This is a genomic window from Pseudomonas sp. P106(2024), from assembly GCF_057480815.1.
This window is the reverse complement of the sequence record NZ_JBLIYU010000005.1, coordinates 139533-156038: the sequence shown is the minus strand read 5'-3', so window position 1 is coordinate 156038 and position 16506 is coordinate 139533. Positions and strand designations below refer to the sequence as shown.

The window sequence follows — 16506 nt, the reverse complement described above, 5'->3', positions numbered from 1 at the left end:
ATAAAGGGGCGCGGTTACCAGAGCGCCAGGGTGTAGCCGATGATCAGGCGGTTCTCGTCCACGGCGTTGGTCAGGCCGTTGCCGGAACGGAAGGTGACGTTGCGCCAGCGCAGGCTGACGTCTTTGAACGGGCCGCTCTGGATGACGTAGGTGATGTCGGTGTCGCGCTCGCGCTCGCGGCCGTTGCTGAGCGTGGCGGTTTCGGCGTGGCGGCCGTCGGTGTAGCGGGTCATGAAGCTCAGTCCGGGGATGCCCATCGCCACGAAGTCGTAGTCGTAGCGCACCTGCCAGGAGTCGAGCCCGGCGCGGGTGAAGGTGTTGTAGGTGACCAGGTTGACGGTGTAGGGATCGCCGCCATTGAGGAACGGGAAGGCGCTGTCACCGGACATCTGCTGCCAGGTGGCGGTGAACTTGTGGGCCTTCACGCCCAGGGTGAACATGGCGTTGAAGTTGCGGTTGTCGATGCGCCCGGCGCGCTCGGCGCCGTCGCCGCGGCTGTCGAAGTAGCGCAGGTCGCTGCGCAGGCTGACGCCTTCGGCCAGGGGTTGGGTATGCAGAAAACCGAGGTATTGCTGGCGGTAGATGTCCTCGAGCTTGGCGTAGTAGTAGCTGACGCTGGCCTGCGGGGTGATGGCGTAGCTGCCGCCGCCGAAATCGAAGTGGTCGCTGCTGGCGGCGCCGTAGCCGATGTCGTCGCGCCCGGAAGAGTCGCGCAGATTGGCCTTGGTCAGGCGGCCGCCGTTGAAGGTCAGGCCGTCCAGCTCCTGGCTGGTCAGCAGGCCGCCCTGGAAGGTCGAGGCCAGCAGGCGGGTGTCGTTGTACACCACCACCGGCAAAACCGGCTGCAAGGTGCCCAGGCGCAGGGTGCTCTTGGACACCCGCAGTTTGCCGGTCAGGCCCAGTTCGCTGTAGTCGTCCACCGGCTCCAGGCTACGCGGCCCGTAAGGCAGCAGGCCGGTGTTGCGTCGGTCGCGGCTGGAGTCGAGCTTGATGCCCAGTTGGCCCATGGCGTCCACCCCGACACCGACCGGCCCCTCGGTGAAACCCGATTCGAAGCGCGCGGTGAAGCCCTGGCCCCATTCCTCGGCCTTGCTCTGCGGGGCGTTGCCCTGGCGGAAGTCGCGGTTGATGTAGTGGTTGCGCAGTTCCAGGCGTGCGTGGCTGTCAGCGATAAAGTCCGCCATGGCTGGCAAGGGCAGGGCAAGGGTGGCCAGCCAGGCGGCTGACGTGAGGTGCGTGCGGTTCATTGTTGTTGTACCCGACATTGTTATTGTTCTTGAGGTCAGTGCTTGCTGGCGCCGGCGGCGCCGATACCGGTCATCGAGCGGATGAACTGGGCCAGGTAGCGCCCACGCTCTTCACGCGCCCGCTCCGAGCCGTCGGTGACCGAGAAGGCCCAGGCGGCGAGGAAGGCCAGCGACATGGAGAACAACGCCGGGTTGCTGTAGGGGAACAGCGCCCGCTCGTTGTGCAGCACGTTGACCCACACCGCCGGGCCCAGCACCACCAGGACGATCGCCGAGACCAGCCCGGCCAGGCTGCCGCCCACCGCGCCGCGGGTGGTCAGGCCTTTCCAGAACATCGAGAGCAGCAGCACCGGGAAGTTGACCGAGGCAGCCACCGCCAGCACCAGGCCGGAAAGGAAGGCGATGTTCTGCGACTCGAACAGCAACCCCAGCAGCACCGCGAACAGGCCGATCCCCAGCGTGGCCAGGCGCGACACGCGCATCTCTTGCTGCTCGCTGGCCTGGCCCTTGCGCACCACGCAGGCGTACAGGTCGTGGGACACCGCCGAGGCGCCGGACAGCGCCAGGCCTGCAACCACGGCGAGGATGGTGGCGAAGGCCACCGCCGAGATGAAGCCGAGGAACAGGTTGCCGCCCACGGCCTGGGCCAGGTGCACCGCGACCATGTTGCCGCCGCCGATGATCGCCCCGCTGGCATCGCGGTAGGACGGCTCGGTGCCGACCATGACGATGGCGCCGAAGCCGATGACGATCAGCAGCAGGTAGAAGTAGCCGATGAAACCGGTGGCGTAGAACACGCTCTTGCGCGCTTCCTTGGCGTCGCTGACGGTGAAGAAACGCATGAGGATATGCGGCAGGCCGGCCGTGCCGAACATCATGCCCAGACCCAGGGAGATGGCGTCCACCGGGTTGGACAGCAGCGCCCCCGGCGCCATGATCGCCTGGCCCTTGGCATGCACGGCCACGGCGCTGGCGAACATCGCCTCGGTGCTGAAACCGAAGTGCCTGAGCACCATGAAGGCCATGAAGGTGGTGCCCGACAGCAGCATCACCGCCTTGATGATCTGCACCCAGGTGGTGGCGAGCATGCCGCCGAAGGTGACGTACAGCACCATCAGCACTCCCACCAGCATCACCGCGTACAAGTAGCTGATGCCAAACAGCAGCTCGATCAGCTTGCCGGCGCCGACCATCTGCGCCACCAGGTACATCAGCGCCACGGCCAGGGTGCCGAAGGCCGAGGTCAGGCGCACCGGGGCCTGGGCCAGGCGGTAGGACACCACGTCGGCGAAGGTGTACTTGCCCAGGTTGCGCAGGCGCTCGGCGATCAGGAACAGGATGATCGGCCAGCCGGCCAGCACACCCAGGGCGTAGAGCAGGCCGTCGTAGCCGTTCATGAACATCATCGCCGAGATGCCGAGGAAGGACGCGGCGCTGATCATGTCGCCGGCGATCGCCAGGCCGTTCTGCATGCCGGTCAGGCCACCGCCGGCGGTGTAGAAGTCACTGGCCGAACGGGTGCGCAGGGCGGCCCAGCGGGTCACTAGCAGGGTGAAACAGACGAACACCAGGAACATCGAGATGGCAGTCCAGTTCATCGCGCGCACTCCTGCTTGACCACTTCGTTGAGCGGGTCGATGACGCGGTTGGCGCGGTGCATGTAGACGCCGGTGAGGGCGAAGGACAGCAGCACCATCAGCACGCCCACCAGCATGCCGACGCTGGTCACCCCGCCGCTGAGGGACTGGCCGAGCACGCCGGGGGCGAAGGCCACCAGCAGGACGAAGCCGTAGTAGGCAACGAGCATGGTCAGGGTCAGCGAGCCGTTGAGGCGGCGCTTGCGCTGGATCAGTTGCACGAAGGCGGGGTGCTTGCTGATGGATTCCAGGTGTTCGGGTGTCATGGGGAGCGTTCTCTCTGGCTGTTGTAATTGTTTTTTCAGGTCACGCGGTATTGCTGCTTGCACCGTCCCTGTAGGAGCGGCCTTGTGTCGCGAAAGGGCTGCGCAGCAGCCCCGGCAATCTTTGCAATGTTGCAGATCCCGGGGACCGCTTTGCGGTCCTTTCGCGACGCAAGGCCGCTCCTACAGGGATGCAGGCGCCTCGATCTCAAAGCTGATCGAAATCGAGCACCACCTTGTCGCTCAGCGGGTAGGTCTGGCACGACAGCACATACCCGGCCGCCACTTCGTAGTCCTCCAGGGCATGGTTGCTGTCCATCTCCACTTCACCCTCGATCACCTTGCACTTGCAGGTCGAGCACACGCCGGCCTTGCATGACCAGGGCAGCTCGGCGCCGATGGCATTGCCGGCCTCGAGCACGCTGCGGGTGTTGCGCGGCAGGTCGAAGGCCAGGGCGCGGCCGTCGCTGATCACGGTCACGTGGCTGACCGCCGAATCCACCTGGCGCGCCGCCTCGCGAGCTTCGCGACGGGCCTCGCCACCGGCGGCGGCAAACAGCTCGAAGTGGATGCGCTCCCTGGCCAGGCCGTTGGCCTGCAGGCTGTCGCGCACGGTCTCGGTCATCGCCTGCGGGCCGCAGATAAACGCCGCGTCGAGTGACTGCACGTCGAGCCAGCGGGCGAACAGCTGGTCGCACTTGTCGGCGTCGATGCGGCCGTTGTACAGGTCGACGTCCTGCTGCTCGCGGCTGAACACGAAGATCAGGTTGAGGCGGTCGAGGTACTGGTTCTTCAGGTCTTCCAGGCGATCGCGGAACAGCGCGCTGTTGCTGGCGCGGTTGCCGTACAGCAAGGTGAAGCGGCTGCGGGGCTCGCTGGCCAGGGTAGTGGCGACCAGCGACAGGATGGGGGTGATACCGCTGCCGGCGGCCACGCCCAGGTAGTGCCCCCGGCGCGCCGGGTCCAGCGGCACGAAGAAGCTGCCCGACGGCGGCATCACCTCCAACTGCTGGCCGGCCTTGAGCACTTCGTTGGCGAAGGCCGAGAAACGACCGCCCGGCACGCGTTTGACCGCCACGCGCAACTCGCCGTCCTGCACCGCGCTGCAGATCGAGTAGGAGCGGCGTACCTCTTGGTCATCCAGTCGGGTGCGCATGACCAGGTACTGGCCCTGGGTGAAGCGGAACTCTTCGCGCAGGTGCGCGGGCACGTCGAAGGCGATGGACACCGCGTCGCGGGTCTCCTGGCGCACTTGCCGGACGGTCAGGCTGTGAAACTGGCTCATGGCGTTCTCCACGGCTCAAAGGCATTTGAAATAGTCGAACGGTTCCAGGCACGCACGGCAGCGGTACAGGGCCTTGCAGGCGGTGGAGCCGAACTGGCTGAGCAGTTCGGTATCGCGGCTTGCACATTGCGGGCAGCACACCGTGGGCGGGGCCCCGCGCAGGCTGGCACTGCCGGCGGGCGGTGCGATGCCGTAGGCGCGCAGGCGCTCGCGGCCCTGGTCGCTGATCCAGTCGGTGCTCCAGGCCGGGGTAAGCCTGCGCTCCAGCTCGGGCTCGGCGAACCCTGCTTGTTCTAGCGCCTGGCGGATGTCGCCCTCGATCACCTCGGTGGCCGGGCAGCCGGAGTAGGTCGGGGTGACCACCAGGTGCAGGTGGCCGGCGCGCCAGTCGAGGTCGCGGACGATCCCTAAGTCGACCACGCTGACCACTGGCACCTCCGGATCCATCACCTCGGCCAGCACCGCCCAGGCCTGGGTCAGGTCGCCGTCGCGCAGGGCGCGGGCGCCGCGGTCACCCACGATCAGTTCACCAGGTCGCATCGGGGTAGGCTCGCGGCAAGAACTGCATCTCGGCCAGCAGCAGGCCCAGGTGCTCGGTGTGCAGGCCCTTGCGCCCGTCCAGGTAGAAGTGGCTGGCGGCGTTGGGCAGCGGCAGCTCGACCGAGGCGAAGATTGCCTCCACAGCGGCGTGCCAGCGCTGGGCGACCTGCGTCGGGTCGGCGGCAATGCCGGCGTGGGCCAACTGTACTTCGCTGTCGCTGGCGACCGTCAGCTCGACGGTGAAGCGCCACAGCATCGGAATGGCCTCGAGCATGCGTCGACGGCTTTCCTCGGTGCCGCCACCCAGGCGCTGCACCCACTCGCCGGAACGGCGCAGGTGATAGGTCACCTCCTTCAGGGCCTTGGCGGCGATGCCGGCGATACGCTCATCGCCCGAAGCACTCAAGCCATCGAGCATGGCGTGGTGCCAGGCGTCGTAGAGGAACTGCTTGAGCATCGTCACTGCATAGTCGCCGTTGGGCTGCTCGACCAGCAGCAGGTTGCGGTAGGCGCGCTCGTCGCGACGGAAGGCCAGAGCGTCGGCATCGCGGCCGTCGTCCTGCAATTCGGCGGCATAGTCCAGCCAGTTGCGGGCTTGGCCGACCAGGTCGAGGCCGACGTTCATCAGCGCCAGTTCTTCCTCCAGCGCCGGGGCCTTGCCGCACCACTCGCACAGGCGCTGGCCCTGGACCAGGGCGCTGTCGCCGAGCAGCAGCAGGTATTGAATCAGTCCTTGCTTGTGCATGGTGTGCCTCACATGTGTCCGACTTCGGCCGGCAGCTCGTAGAAGCTGGCGTGGCGGTAGACCTTGTCATCGGCCGGGGCGAACAGCGGGTCCTTCTCGTCGGGGGAGGAGGCGGTGATCAGCGCCGAGGGCACCACCCACAGGCTCACTCCCTCGCTGCGGCGGGTGTACAGCTCGCGGGCGTTCTCGATGGCCATGGCGGCGTCGGCGGCGTGCACGCTGCCAACGTGCTTGTGGTTCAGGCCGTGCTTGCTGCGCACGAAGACTTCGAACAGGGTCCAGACAGACATTGGGGGTATCTCCGCATCATTCGCCGCTTCAGGCGGCGTTCTTGTTCTGTTGCTTGCGGGCATAGGCCACGGCGGCCTCGCGCACCCAGGCACCGCTTTCGATGGCGTTGCGCCGGGTGGCCAGGCGTTCCTGGTTGCACGGGCCGTTGCCCTTGAGCACTTCGTAGAACTCGTCCCACTGGATCTCGCCGAAGTCGTAGTGGCCGCTGGCCTCGTTCCACTTGAGCGCCGGATCTGGCGCGGTGCAGCCGAGCAGTTCGAGCTGGGGCACGGTCTGGTCGATGAAGCGCTGGCGCAGTTCGTCGTTGGTCTGGCGCTTGATCTTCCAGGCCATGGACTGGGCGCTGTTGGGCGAGTGCTCGTCGCTGGGGCCGAACATCATCAGCGCCGGCCACCACAGGCGGTCGATGGCGTCCTGGACCATGTCCTTCTGCGCCTGGGTGCCGTGGCGCATCATGGTCAGCAGCAGTTCGTAGCCCTGGCGCTGGTGGAAGCTCTCTTCCTTGCAGATGCGGATCATGGCGCGGGAGTAGGGGCCGTAGGAGGTGCGCTGCAGCACCACCTGGTTGACGATCGCCGCGCCGTCCACCAGCCAGCCCACCGCACCCATGTCGGCCCAGCTCAGGGTCGGGTAGTTGAAGATGCTCGAGTACTTGGCCTTGCCACTGTGCAGCTTGGCGATCTCTTCGTCGCGGTCGGCGCCGAGGGTTTCCATGGCGCTGTACAGGTACAGGCCGTGGCCGGCTTCGTCCTGGATCTTGGCCATCAGTTGCAGCTTGCGCTTGAGCGACGGGGCGCGGGTGACCCAGTTGCCCTCCGGGAGCATGCCGACGATTTCCGAGTGGGCGTGCTGGGAGATCTGGCGGATGAGGGTCTGGCGGTAGGCCTCGGGCATCCAGTTCTTGGCTTCGATCTTGATCTCGGCGTCGATCTTCTCCTGGAAGGCGCGCTCTTCGGGCGACATCTCCTCCAGGGACTTGAGGCGCTTGACGCCGGTTTCTACGAGCTGTGCGTACATGTTCAGGCTCCCGGTTGTGGGCTGCTTGGGGCGTGGGTCATTTATAAGCGATACAAAACACAACATCAAACAGTATTTGATGTATCAAATAAGATTTGTGTATCGCATTGGGGTTGCTGGGGCTGCTGCGTAGCCCTATCCGACCGGTCCGACGCCTCGGCAAGGCCGTTCCTACAGGGCAACGCGCCCCCGGCTTTCTCGAGGCAAAAAAAGCCCCGGACCATGCCGGGGCTCCATTCTCAGCGCTGCCGTCAGCCAGCAAGTCGCTTGTCATACACATGACAAGCCTTGCCCTCCGAACGCTTCAGCGTGCCGCAAGGCTGCAACTGGATCTGCGTGCTGATACCGATATAGGTCTTGATCTGCCGCGCCAGCTCGCCCACCACCTGCTTGCGCTGCCCCTCGTCGAGGTACTGGCTGTCGCTGCGCAGTTCCACATGCACCTCGACGCTGTCGAGGTTTCCATTGCGATACAGATGGATCTCATAAAGCTCTGAAAGCTGTTTTATCTTAAGTACCTGCTCCTCGATCTGCGTCGGGAACACATTGACCCCGCGGATGATCAGCATGTCGTCGCTGCGCCCGGTGATCTTGCCGATGCGCCGCATCGGCCGTGCCGTGCCGGGCAGCAAGCGGGTCAGGTCGCGGGTGCGGTAGCGCACCATGGGCAATGCCTCCTTGCTCAACGAGGTGAACACCAGCTCGCCAAGCTGGCCGTCCGGCAGCACGTCGCCGCTGACCGGGTCGATAATCTCGGGGTAGAAGTGGTCCTCCCAGATGGTCGGGCCGTCCTTGGTCTCAAGGCATTCCATGGCCACGCCCGGGCCCATGATTTCCGATAGCCCGTAGATGTCCAGCGCATCGATGCCCAGGCGCTGCTCGATGGAGCGGCGCAGTTCGTCGGTCCAGGGTTCGGCGCCGAAGATGCCCAGGCGCAGCTTGAGGTCGTGCGGGTCGATGCCCTGGCGCTCGATCTCGTCGGCCAGGTTGAGCATGTACGAGGGCGTGACCATGATGATGTCCGGCTGGAAGTCGCGGATCAGCTGCACCTGCTTCTCGGTCTGGCCGCCGGACATGGGGATCACCGTGCAGCCCAGGCGCTCGGCGCCGTAGTGCGCGCCCAGGCCGCCGGTGAACAGGCCGTAGCCGTAGGACACATGTACCTTGTCGCCGCGGCGCCCGCCGGCGGCGCGGATCGAGCGCGCCACCACGTTGGCCCAGGTGTCGATGTCGTTCTGGGTGTAGCCGACCACCGTCGGCTTGCCGGTGGTGCCGCTGGAGGCATGCAGGCGCACCACCTGGTCCTGGGGCACGGCGAACATGCCGTAGGGGTAGTTGTCGCGCAGGTCATTCTTGCCGGTGAAGGGGAACTTCGCCAGGTCGTCCAGCGACTTCAGGTCATCGGGGTGGGCGCCGCAGGCGTCGAAGCGCTGGCGATACAGCGGCACGTTGGCGTAGGCGTGGTTCAGGCTCCAGCGCAGGCGTTCCAGCTGGTGCTGGCGCAGCGCGTCGAGGCTGGCGGTTTCCATCGGGTCGAGCAGGGCGCGGTCGGCATCGTGGTAGAGGTTCATGGTTTCACTCGAGTTGTTCTTGTCGTGGGCCGAAGCCCTGAGTGTCATGGCAGGCAGCATACTGCCCGCGTCGCGTGGCGTCTCTGGCGGCTGATCAGAGGCGTTCGAGCACAAGGGCGATGCCCTGGCCGACGCCGATGCACATGGTGCACAGGGCGTAGCGGCCGCCGGTCTGCTCCAGCTGGTACAGGGCGGTGGTGACCAGCCGTGCGCCGCTCATGCCCAGCGGGTGACCCAGGGCGATGGCGCCGCCGTTGGGGTTGACCCGGGGATCGTCGTCGGCCAGGCCCAGCTCGCGCAGCACGGCCAGGCCCTGGGCGGCGAAGGCTTCGTTGAGTTCGATCACGTCCATGTCGGCCAGGGACAGGCCGGTCAGTTCCAGCACCTTGCGGGTGGCTGGCACCGGGCCGATGCCCATCAGTCGCGGCTCGACGCCCGCCACGGCGAGGCCAAGGACCCGGCCGCGAGCCTTGAGGCCATGTAGCCGGGCTGCCGCGGGGCTGGCCAGGAGCAGGGCGCAGGCGCCGTCGTTGACCCCCGAGGCATTGCCGGCGGTGACGCTGCCACCGTCGCGGAACGGCGTGCCCAGGCGCGCCAGTTGCTCAAGGGTGGTGTCGCCCCGAGGATGTTCGTCGTGCTCGACGCGCTTGGCCGGGCCTTTTCGTTGGGGGATATCCACCGCGACGATCTCCCGGGCCAGGCGGCCATCGGCCTGGGCGGCGGCGGCCTTGAGCTGGCTGCGCAGGGCAAAGGCGTCCTGGTCCTCGCGGGAGATGGCGAAACGCTCGGCGACGTTCTCGGCGGTCTCGGGCATCGAGTCGATGCCGTATTGCGCCTGCATCAGCGGGTTGACGAAGCGCCAGCCGATGGTGGTGTCGAACAGCTGCGCGCTGCGACCGAAGGCCTGTTCCGACTTGCCCATGACGAAGGGCGCCCGCGACATCGATTCGACGCCGCCGGCCAGCATCAGCCCGGCCTCGCCGCAGCGCAGGGCGCGGGCGGCGTTGCCGATGGCGTCCAGGCCCGAGCCGCACAGGCGGTTGATCGTGGTGCCGGGCACCTCGATCGGCAACCCGGCCAGCAGGCCGGCCATGCGCGCGACGTTGCGGTTGTCTTCGCCGGCCTGGTTGGCGCAGCCGAGGATCACATCGTCCACGGCCGCCCAGTCCAGCTCGGGATGGCGCGCCATCAGCGCCTTGATCGGCACCGCGGCGAGGTCGTCGGGGCGCACGCTCGCCAGGGCGCCGCCGTAGCGGCCGATAGGGGTGCGCACGGCATCGATAATCAGTGCGTGAGGCAGGCTGGCGTCAGTCATTTGAAGTCTCCGGCGACAGCACGGTGCCGCGCACTTTGTAGGATTTGCCGTGGAACAGGGCGATCAGCTCGCCCTGCTGGTTCTCGATGCGCACGTCGTAGTTGCCGGTGCGGCCCTTGCGGCTCTGCTCGTCGGCGGTGGCCAGCAACTGATCGCCCAGGCGTGCCGGCGCCACATAGTCGATGCTGCAACCCAGGGCCACGGCCGCTTCATCGTAGCTGTTGCAGGCGAAGGCGAAGGCCGAGTCGGCCAGGGCGAACAGGTAGCCGCCGTGGCAAGTGCCGTGGCCCTGGAGCATGTCGGCGCGCACGCGCATGCCCAGTCGGGCGCTGCCGGGGCCGGCGTCGAGCAGCTCGATGCCCAGGCCCTGGCTGGCGGCGTCGCGGGCGAACATGGCCTGGGCACAGGCGCGGGCCAGGGTGTGTGCGGATTGTTCAGCCATGCAGACGGCCTCCTTCGGCGTGAGTGCGGCGCAGCAGCAGTGACGGGCGGTAACGCTCCTCGCCGTAGCTGCGTTGCAGGTTGTCGAGTACGTCCAGGGTGAAACCGACACCCAGGTCGTCGGCCCAGGCCAGCGGGCCGCGCGGGTAGTTGACCCCGGCGCGCATGGCCAGGTCGATGTCGCCGGGCGTGCCGACGCCCTGCAGCACGGCGTCGGCGGCCTCGTTGGCGAGCATCGCCACGGTGCGCAGCACCACCAGGCCGGGCAGGTCGGCCACCGGACAGACGCTCAGCCCGGCCCGGGCGAGCAGGGCGACGGCCTGGTCCAGGGCCTCGGCACTGCACTCGGCGCCGTGGCTGATGGCCAGGCGCGTGGCGTTGGCGTAGTCCAGGGCCAGGTCCAGCAGCACCAGGTTGCGCAAGCCGTCCTCGCGGGCGCGCTGGCTGGCCAGGCGGCCATCGGACAGCGCCAGGGTGGCGTCCCCTACCCGCAGCAGGCCGCTGCCAGCGCGCTCGGTGACGCCGATACCCTTGGCGCGCAGGCGCTCGACCAGGGGCTGCAGGACGCCGAGGTCACCTTCCACGGTGCAGCGCTCGACAGGCGCCTGGCTGGTGATTGTCGCGGCCTGTGGCCGCTCGGCGCCTTCGGCATAGCTATAGAAGCCCTGGCCGGTCTTGCGCCCGAGGCGCCCGGCGTCGACCAGCTCTTTTTGCACCAGCGATGGCTGGAAGCGGAAATCGCCATAGAACGCCTCGAACACCGAGCAGGTCACCGCGTAGTTGACGTCATGGCCGATCAGGTCGGTCAGCTCGAAGGCGCCCATGCGAAAGCCTCCGGCGTCGCGCAGCAGGGCATCGAGGGTGGCGCAGTCGGCGGCCCCCTCCTGTAGCAGGCGCAGGCTTTCGGCGTAGAAGGGCCGAGCCACGCGGTTGACGATAAAGCCCGGCGTCGAACGGGTGTGCACCGGTTGCTTGCCCCAGTTCCGGGCGGTGTCGTACAGGGTGGGCGCCAGTGTCGGCGCCGTGGCCAGCCCGGACACGACCTCCACCAGCGCCATCAGCGGTGCCGGGTTGAAGAAGTGCATGCCGATCACCCGTTGCGGGTGCCGGAGCCCGGCGGCAAGGCTGGTGATCGACAGCGAAGAGGTGTTGCTGGCCAGGATGCAGTCGTCGGCGCACCGGGCTTCAAGTTGGCGCAGCAATTCTTGCTTGATCGGCAGGCTTTCGACGATGGCCTCGATCACCAGGCGGGCATCGGCCAGGTCGTCGAGGCTGTCGATCGGTTGCAGGCGAGCGCGGATGGCACTGCGGTTGTCAGGGGTGAGCCTGCCTTTTTCCACTAGCCGGCCGAGCTGCCGGTCGATACCCTCGATGGCCTGCGCAGCGGCGCCGGGGCGGTTGTCATAGAGGCATACCGGGTGGCCGGCCTGGGCCGCCACCTGGGCGATGCCGGCCCCCATGGCGCCAGCGCCGATCACCGCCACCAGGGCATGATTGTCGAGTGCGGCCATGGTCAGCGCCCCTTGAACACAGGTGTGCGTTTGTTCATGAAGGCGCCGACGCCCTCGCGGTAGTCCTCGCTGCGCCCGGCCAGGTGTTGCAGGTCCCGCTCCAATTCCAGCTGTTCGTCGAAGCGGTTGTCGAAGCTCTGGTTGAGGGCGCGCTTGATCAGGGCCAGGCCATAGGTGGGCTGGGTCGCCAGGTGGCGGGCGAGCTTGAGCGCCTCGTCGCGCAACGCGGCATCGTCCACCACCCGGTGGATCAGCCCCCATTGCTCGGCTTGTTCGGCGCTCAGCCGCTCGCCCAGCATGGCCAGCGCCTTGGCCCGGGCCAGGCCGATCAAGCGCGGCAGTAGCCAGGTGCCGCCGGAGTCCGGCACCAGGCCGATCTTGCAGAACGCCTGGATGAAGCTTGCCGAGCGCGCCGCCAGCACCAGGTCGCAGGCCAGCGGCAGGTTGGCGCCAGCACCGGCGGCCACGCCGTTGACCGCGCAGATCACCGGCAGCGGCAGGTCGCGCAGGCTGCGCACCAGCGGGTTGTAGAACTGTTCGATGGACTGACCGAGGTCCGGTAGCTCCGCGTCGGGCGCGACGTTGCGGTCGGCCAGGTCCTGGCCTGCGCAGAAGCCACGGCCTTCGCCGGTCAGCAGCAGTACCCGGGCGGTTTCGCTCTGGCGCACCTGCTTCAGCGCCTCGCGCACTTCCAGGTGCATGGCGCTGTTGAAGCTGTTGAGCTGCTCGGGCCGATTCAGCGAAAGCAGGGCGACGCCGTCGTCGCCAATGGAAAACAGGATGTGCTGGAAGGACATGACTGGCTCGCTCCGTCAGTCGGTGGAAGGCTTACAGCCCTTGGAATCGGGCCGGGCGTTTGGCCTGGAAGGCGCGGATACCCTCGTCGCGGTCGGCGGTGCCGGCCAGCAGGGTGAAGGCGTGGCGTTCGAAGCGCAGGCCGCAGGCCAGGTCCATGTCCTGGGCCTTGAGCAGCGCCTCCTTGGCCAGGCGCACCGCCAGCGGTGCCTTGGCGGCGATGGTGGCGGCCACCTGCAGGGCGCGCTCTACGGTGAGTTCGGGCTGGGTGACTTCGCCGACCAGGCCTGCCTGTAGGGCATGACGGGCATCAATGGCTTCGCCGCCGAGGACCATCTGCATGGCCAGCGGCTTGCCCACGGCGCGCAGCAGGCGCTGGGTGCCGCCAGCGCCGGGGATGATGCCGAGGTTGATTTCCGGTTGGCCGAAACGGGCGTCGCTGCCGGCGATGACGATGTCGGCGCACATCACCAGTTCGCAGCCGCCGCCCAGGGCAAAGCCGTTGACGGCGGCGATCAGCGGTTTGCCAAAGCCGGCGATGCGCTGCCAGTGGGCCACGCGCGGATCGTTGAGGATGCCAACCAGGTCGCGCTGGGCCATTTCGTTGATGTCGGCGCCGGCGGCGAAGGCCTTGCGGCTGCCGGTGATGACCACGGCGCGGATCTCTGGATCCTGGTCGGCGGCGTCCAGTTCTGCGGCCAGCTCTTCCAGCAGCGCCGTGTTCAGGGCGTTGAGGGCTTGCGGGCGGTGCAGGGTGATCAGACGGACGCCGTCCGCCGGGGCCTGCACGATGAGGTTGCTTGGCATGGGGGTACCTCAGGCTGCACGTTCGGCGCCGGCTGGGGCCGGCTTTTCTTGGAATTGTTCGTGGTGCTGGGATAAGTATATGTACAAAGCGATACGTAAAATCAACATTGAAATTGTAATCGCGTATCTTTATTTGAGATGGGTGACGCTATCGCGGGCAAGCCCGCTCCCACGCTGCCTCACCGTTGTAGCTATTTGTAGGCGCTGGCTTACCCAGCGATTAGGTCATCACTGTCCTGAAGCTTTGTGAAGAAAGCGATACACCAGCAAGGCATTGACTAAGTGATTTGATCTGATACAGGATCGCCATATCTTCTGAATCATATCGAGCCCCCAGCCCATGCCCTGCTATCGCCTCGACGGCCTCACCCCAGTGGTTCATCCCAGCGCCTATGTACACCCCAGCGCCGTGCTGATCGGCGACGTGCTGGTCGGCCCCAACTGCTACATCGGCCCTTTGGCCTCGTTGCGCGGCGATTTCGGGCGAATCATCCTGGAAGAGGGCGCGAACCTGCAGGACACCTGCGTGATGCACGGTTTCCCCGGCGGCGACACGCTGGTCGAGCGCAACGGCCATATCGGCCATGGCGCGGTGCTGCACGGTTGTCGGATAGGCGAGGACGCCTTGGTCGGCATGAACGCGGTGGTCATGGACGGCGCGTATATCGCCCCACGCTGCATCGTTGCCGCCACGGCCTTCGTCAAGGCGGGGTTCACCTGCCCGGAGCAAAGCCTGGTGGTTGGCGCGCCGGCCGAGGTCAAGCGCCCGCTCAGCGACCAGGAGCTGGCCTGGAAACAGCGCGGCACCGCCGAATACCACAGCCTGGCCCGGCGCTGCATGACCGCGCTGGTGGAGTGCCCGCCGCTGACCGCGCCCGAAGCCGACCGCCCACGCATGGGCGACTCCGGCTTCAGGCCCAAGGCCGAGGGCGGTGCATGAGCCTTGCGCGGTCGCGGCAGGCAGGTATAGTCGAGGCTTTAGCCGCGCCTCGTTCCCCCATGAGCAGCCTTGCCCCCCTGAATCACCTGATCACCCGTTTCCAGGAGCAGACGCCGATCCGCGCCAGCTCCCTGATCATTACCCTCTATGGCGATGCCATCGAACCCCATGGCGGCACGGTCTGGCTGGGCAGCCTGATCAACCTGCTGGAACCGATGGGCATCAATGAACGGCTGATCCGTACCTCGATCTTCCGCCTGACCAAGGAAGGCTGGCTGACCGCCGAGAAGGTCGGCCGGCGCAGCTACTACAGCCTTACCGGCACCGGCCGGCGGCGTTTCGAGAAAGCCTTCAAGCGCGTCTACAGCGCCAGCCTACCGGCCTGGAACGGCGCCTGGACCCTGGTGCTGCTGTCGCAACTCGACGCCGGCAAGCGCAAGGCCGTGCGCGAGGAACTCGAATGGCAGGGCTTTGGCGCCATGGGCACGAACCTGCTGGGCTGTCCGCGCACCGACCGTGCCGACCTCGCCGCGACCCTGCGCGAGCAGGACGCCGAGGACGACTGCATCGTCTTCGAAACCCTCGCCCAGGAAGTACTGGCCTCCAAGGCCCTGCGCGCCCAGGTGCGGGAAAGCTGGAACATCGAGGAACTGGGCCAGCACTACAGCGAGTTCATCCGCCTGTTCCGCCCACTGTGGCAAGCCATGAAGGACCTCGAGGCGCCGAGCCCGCAGGACTGCTTCCTGGCGCGCACGCTGCTGATCCACGAATACCGCCGCCTGTTGTTGCGTGATCCGCAACTGCCGGACGAGTTGTTGCCGGGGGATTGGGAAGGGCGCGCGGCCCGGCAGTTGTGCCGCAACCTGTACCGGCTGGTGCAGGGCAGGGCGGAGGAGTACCTGGCCAGCGCGCTGGAGACGGCGGATGGGCCTTTGCCGGATGCCAACGAGAGCTACTTCAAGCGCTTTGGTGGGCTTGGTTGAATTGAGGGCGTTGGCGACCTGGTAATTCTGCCAGTTGCCGGCATTGCGATCCGTTGCAAGGATTGCCTGCGTATTCATGGCAGGCGGCACTTCTAATATGAGTCGGGCACGGTGGCGGCACCCCCATAGCATCTCCTCGATTCTGGCCACAGATCGGCAAGGTTCGATCCTGCTCTCCAATGACCAGCCAAATCGATACACCGGCTATGGCGACAATAGTCAGAGCGCCGCCCGGCTCGGCTTCACCGGCCAGTATTGTGAGACGAATGCGGGTGTCTATTTGCTAGGTAACGGCTATAGGCATTACAACCCTCGGCTCATGCGCTTTGGCTCACCTGACAGCTTCAGCCCGTTTGGTGCCGGTGGAGTCAATGCCTATGCGTACTGTGGTGGGGATCCAGTCAATCGGATCGATCCGAGCGGTCATGTGCCTGGCTCCTACAGCCTGTACGCAGGAGGGGGAGCAGTTAGCGGAAAACTGAAAGTACTTTCACATGGCAAGCGGGTGGCTGGTCCCATGGCGTCAGGCTACCAAGCACCTGCAAATTTCGTAGCTCCGTGGAATGCCGAGATCAATTTCTTTACCCAAAATGGATTCACTGCCGTGGTTAATAATGATCCGGCGAGTGTGAAATCGATACCATCGTTCATAAAGGGTAATCGGCCCGTAGTTCAGAGCTACCAATCAGGAAAACGTGTTGGAAACTACGAGTTGCTTGAACTGGTGCCGAACAAGGGCTCTGCCGAGCCTATCAAGGATTATGAAAGAGTACCTTTCAGAATGTCGGTAGAGCGTATGGCCAAGGCGTCGGGAGTGGACGTTGCGCTTATCAACAAACCAATAGCTCTGAGCGAACTCTTGGATGAACTCGATGCCTCCGGGCATGTTTACACGTCTGTCGATTGCCTGCATTGCCGCGGCAACATTTCCTCCAACAGGCCTTCAGTTTTCAAAAACATGTACGGGGCCGTCCTGACCCAATTGGACATTCGTTTGTAATTGGCAGCATTCTCTCGTGAATAGCTGAGTGCATGGGGGCGTAGTGCTTCCAGCAGGGGCGCCTGCCGGCGATGCACCGGGCTGCGCTCGATCTCACAGCCACTGCCCTTACACCTTC

16 protein-coding genes and 1 pseudogene are annotated in these 16506 nt (G+C 66.1%); 3 read left to right on the top strand and 14 right to left on the bottom strand.

The features are described from left to right. Window positions 1–14: 14 nt before the first annotated feature. From AC25M7_RS11110 to paaF, 14 genes and pseudogenes are all read right to left on the bottom strand, one after another. On the bottom strand, window positions 15–1247 hold the full coding sequence (locus AC25M7_RS11110; protein ID WP_028688891.1) for an OprD family porin: 1233 nt from the start codon (window positions 1245–1247) through the stop codon (window positions 15–17). A 35-nt stretch (window positions 1248–1282) separates the two neighbouring features. Beyond that, a pseudogene (locus tag AC25M7_RS11105) lies at window positions 1283–2851 on the bottom strand (cation acetate symporter); the annotation flags it as partial. Beyond that, window positions 2842–3150 carry a DUF485 domain-containing protein gene (locus AC25M7_RS11100; RefSeq protein WP_028688889.1) on the bottom strand — a complete coding sequence of 103 codons (309 nt, stop codon included), beginning with the start codon at window positions 3148–3150 and terminating at the stop codon, window positions 2842–2844. The pseudogene AC25M7_RS11105 and the gene AC25M7_RS11100, both read right to left, overlap by 10 nt. A gap of 205 nt (window positions 3151–3355) precedes the next feature. After that, window positions 3356–4432 (bottom strand): 1,2-phenylacetyl-CoA epoxidase subunit PaaE, encoded by a 1077-nt coding sequence (gene paaE, locus AC25M7_RS11095; RefSeq protein ID WP_062362420.1) that lies wholly within the window; start codon window positions 4430–4432, stop codon window positions 3356–3358. 15 nt (window positions 4433–4447) lie between these two features. Continuing rightward, window positions 4448–4972 carry a 1,2-phenylacetyl-CoA epoxidase subunit PaaD gene (gene paaD / locus AC25M7_RS11090; protein WP_062362417.1) on the bottom strand — a complete coding sequence of 175 codons (525 nt, stop codon included), beginning with the start codon at window positions 4970–4972 and terminating at the stop codon, window positions 4448–4450. Further along, window positions 4959–5717, bottom strand: coding sequence for a 1,2-phenylacetyl-CoA epoxidase subunit PaaC (paaC, locus tag AC25M7_RS11085; protein ID WP_241413321.1), 759 nt, complete (start codon window positions 5715–5717; stop codon window positions 4959–4961). The genes paaD and paaC overlap by 14 nt, the downstream gene beginning before the upstream one ends. 8 nt (window positions 5718–5725) lie before the next feature. Continuing rightward, complete coding sequence (paaB, locus tag AC25M7_RS11080; RefSeq protein WP_011533969.1) at window positions 5726–6007, bottom strand: 1,2-phenylacetyl-CoA epoxidase subunit PaaB; 282 nt, start codon at window positions 6005–6007, stop codon at window positions 5726–5728. Between the two features lie 28 nt (window positions 6008–6035). Continuing rightward, window positions 6036–7025, bottom strand: a complete 990-nt coding sequence (paaA, locus tag AC25M7_RS11075; RefSeq protein ID WP_486971051.1) for a 1,2-phenylacetyl-CoA epoxidase subunit PaaA — start codon at window positions 7023–7025, stop codon at window positions 6036–6038. 251 nt (window positions 7026–7276) lie between these two features. After that, window positions 7277–8596, bottom strand: coding sequence for a phenylacetate--CoA ligase PaaK (gene paaK, locus AC25M7_RS11070; RefSeq protein ID WP_050705733.1), 1320 nt, complete (start codon window positions 8594–8596; stop codon window positions 7277–7279). A gap of 94 nt (window positions 8597–8690) precedes the next feature. Then, the gene (gene pcaF, locus AC25M7_RS11065; RefSeq protein WP_282599057.1) at window positions 8691–9911 is read right to left on the bottom strand and encodes a 3-oxoadipyl-CoA thiolase; all 1221 of its coding nucleotides are present in this window, start codon (window positions 9909–9911) and stop codon (window positions 8691–8693) included. Beyond that, window positions 9904–10353 carry a hydroxyphenylacetyl-CoA thioesterase PaaI gene (gene paaI / locus AC25M7_RS11060; RefSeq protein WP_028688882.1) on the bottom strand — a complete coding sequence of 150 codons (450 nt, stop codon included), beginning with the start codon at window positions 10351–10353 and terminating at the stop codon, window positions 9904–9906. Before paaI ends, pcaF begins: the two co-directional genes overlap by 8 nt. Continuing rightward, complete coding sequence (gene paaH / locus AC25M7_RS11055) at window positions 10346–11863, bottom strand: 3-hydroxyacyl-CoA dehydrogenase PaaH (RefSeq protein ID WP_486971050.1); 1518 nt, start codon at window positions 11861–11863, stop codon at window positions 10346–10348. Before paaH ends, paaI begins: the two co-directional genes overlap by 8 nt. A gap of 2 nt (window positions 11864–11865) precedes the next feature. Then, a complete protein-coding gene (gene paaG / locus AC25M7_RS11050) occupies window positions 11866–12660 on the bottom strand; it encodes a 2-(1,2-epoxy-1,2-dihydrophenyl)acetyl-CoA isomerase PaaG (protein ID WP_486971049.1) in 795 nt (264 codons plus the stop codon). A 31-nt stretch (window positions 12661–12691) separates the two neighbouring features. Then, window positions 12692–13465: a 2,3-dehydroadipyl-CoA hydratase PaaF gene (paaF, locus tag AC25M7_RS11045; RefSeq protein WP_182324324.1), complete on the bottom strand. Its 774-nt coding sequence runs from the start codon at window positions 13463–13465 to the stop codon at window positions 12692–12694. Between the two features lie 340 nt (window positions 13466–13805). Here paaF and paaY point away from each other — a divergent pair, with 340 nt between their 5' ends. The 3 genes from paaY to AC25M7_RS11030 all read left to right on the top strand — a co-directional run bounded on the left by paaY (window position 13806) and on the right by AC25M7_RS11030 (window position 16388). Then, window positions 13806–14405, top strand: a complete 600-nt coding sequence (gene paaY, locus AC25M7_RS11040) for a phenylacetic acid degradation protein PaaY (protein WP_197866465.1) — start codon at window positions 13806–13808, stop codon at window positions 14403–14405. A gap of 59 nt (window positions 14406–14464) precedes the next feature. Continuing rightward, window positions 14465–15388, top strand: coding sequence for a phenylacetic acid degradation operon negative regulatory protein PaaX (paaX, locus tag AC25M7_RS11035; RefSeq protein ID WP_325927049.1), 924 nt, complete (start codon window positions 14465–14467; stop codon window positions 15386–15388). A 76-nt stretch (window positions 15389–15464) separates the two neighbouring features. Then, window positions 15465–16388, top strand: coding sequence for an RHS repeat-associated core domain-containing protein (locus AC25M7_RS11030; protein WP_307941581.1), 924 nt, complete (start codon window positions 15465–15467; stop codon window positions 16386–16388). The last annotated feature ends 118 nt before the right edge of the window (window positions 16389–16506 follow it).

Coding starts and splice junctions, on each gene's coding strand:
- pcaF (WP_282599057.1), bottom strand. CDS start 9,911: ATGACTGACGCCAGCCTGCCTCACGCACTGATTATCGATGCCGTGCGC.
- AC25M7_RS11110 (WP_028688891.1), bottom strand. CDS start 1,247: ATGAACCGCACGCACCTCACGTCAGCCGCCTGGCTGGCCACCCTTGCC.
- paaC (WP_241413321.1), bottom strand. CDS start 5,717: ATGCACAAGCAAGGACTGATTCAATACCTGCTGCTGCTCGGCGACAGC.
- paaB (WP_011533969.1), bottom strand. CDS start 6,007: ATGTCTGTCTGGACCCTGTTCGAAGTCTTCGTGCGCAGCAAGCACGGC.
- paaY (WP_197866465.1), top strand. CDS start 13,806: ATGCCCTGCTATCGCCTCGACGGCCTCACCCCAGTGGTTCATCCCAGC.
- paaF (WP_182324324.1), bottom strand. CDS start 13,465: ATGCCAAGCAACCTCATCGTGCAGGCCCCGGCGGACGGCGTCCGTCTG.
- paaH (WP_486971050.1), bottom strand. CDS start 11,863: ATGGCCGCACTCGACAATCATGCCCTGGTGGCGGTGATCGGCGCTGGC.
- AC25M7_RS11100 (WP_028688889.1), bottom strand. CDS start 3,150: ATGACACCCGAACACCTGGAATCCATCAGCAAGCACCCCGCCTTCGTG.
- AC25M7_RS11030 (WP_307941581.1), top strand. CDS start 15,465: ATGGCAGGCGGCACTTCTAATATGAGTCGGGCACGGTGGCGGCACCCC.
- paaE (WP_062362420.1), bottom strand. CDS start 4,432: ATGAGCCAGTTTCACAGCCTGACCGTCCGGCAAGTGCGCCAGGAGACC.
- paaD (WP_062362417.1), bottom strand. CDS start 4,972: ATGCGACCTGGTGAACTGATCGTGGGTGACCGCGGCGCCCGCGCCCTG.
- paaI (WP_028688882.1), bottom strand. CDS start 10,353: ATGGCTGAACAATCCGCACACACCCTGGCCCGCGCCTGTGCCCAGGCC.
- paaG (WP_486971049.1), bottom strand. CDS start 12,660: ATGTCCTTCCAGCACATCCTGTTTTCCATTGGCGACGACGGCGTCGCC.
- paaX (WP_325927049.1), top strand. CDS start 14,465: ATGAGCAGCCTTGCCCCCCTGAATCACCTGATCACCCGTTTCCAGGAG.
- paaA (WP_486971051.1), bottom strand. CDS start 7,025: ATGTACGCACAGCTCGTAGAAACCGGCGTCAAGCGCCTCAAGTCCCTG.
- paaK (WP_050705733.1), bottom strand. CDS start 8,596: ATGAACCTCTACCACGATGCCGACCGCGCCCTGCTCGACCCGATGGAA.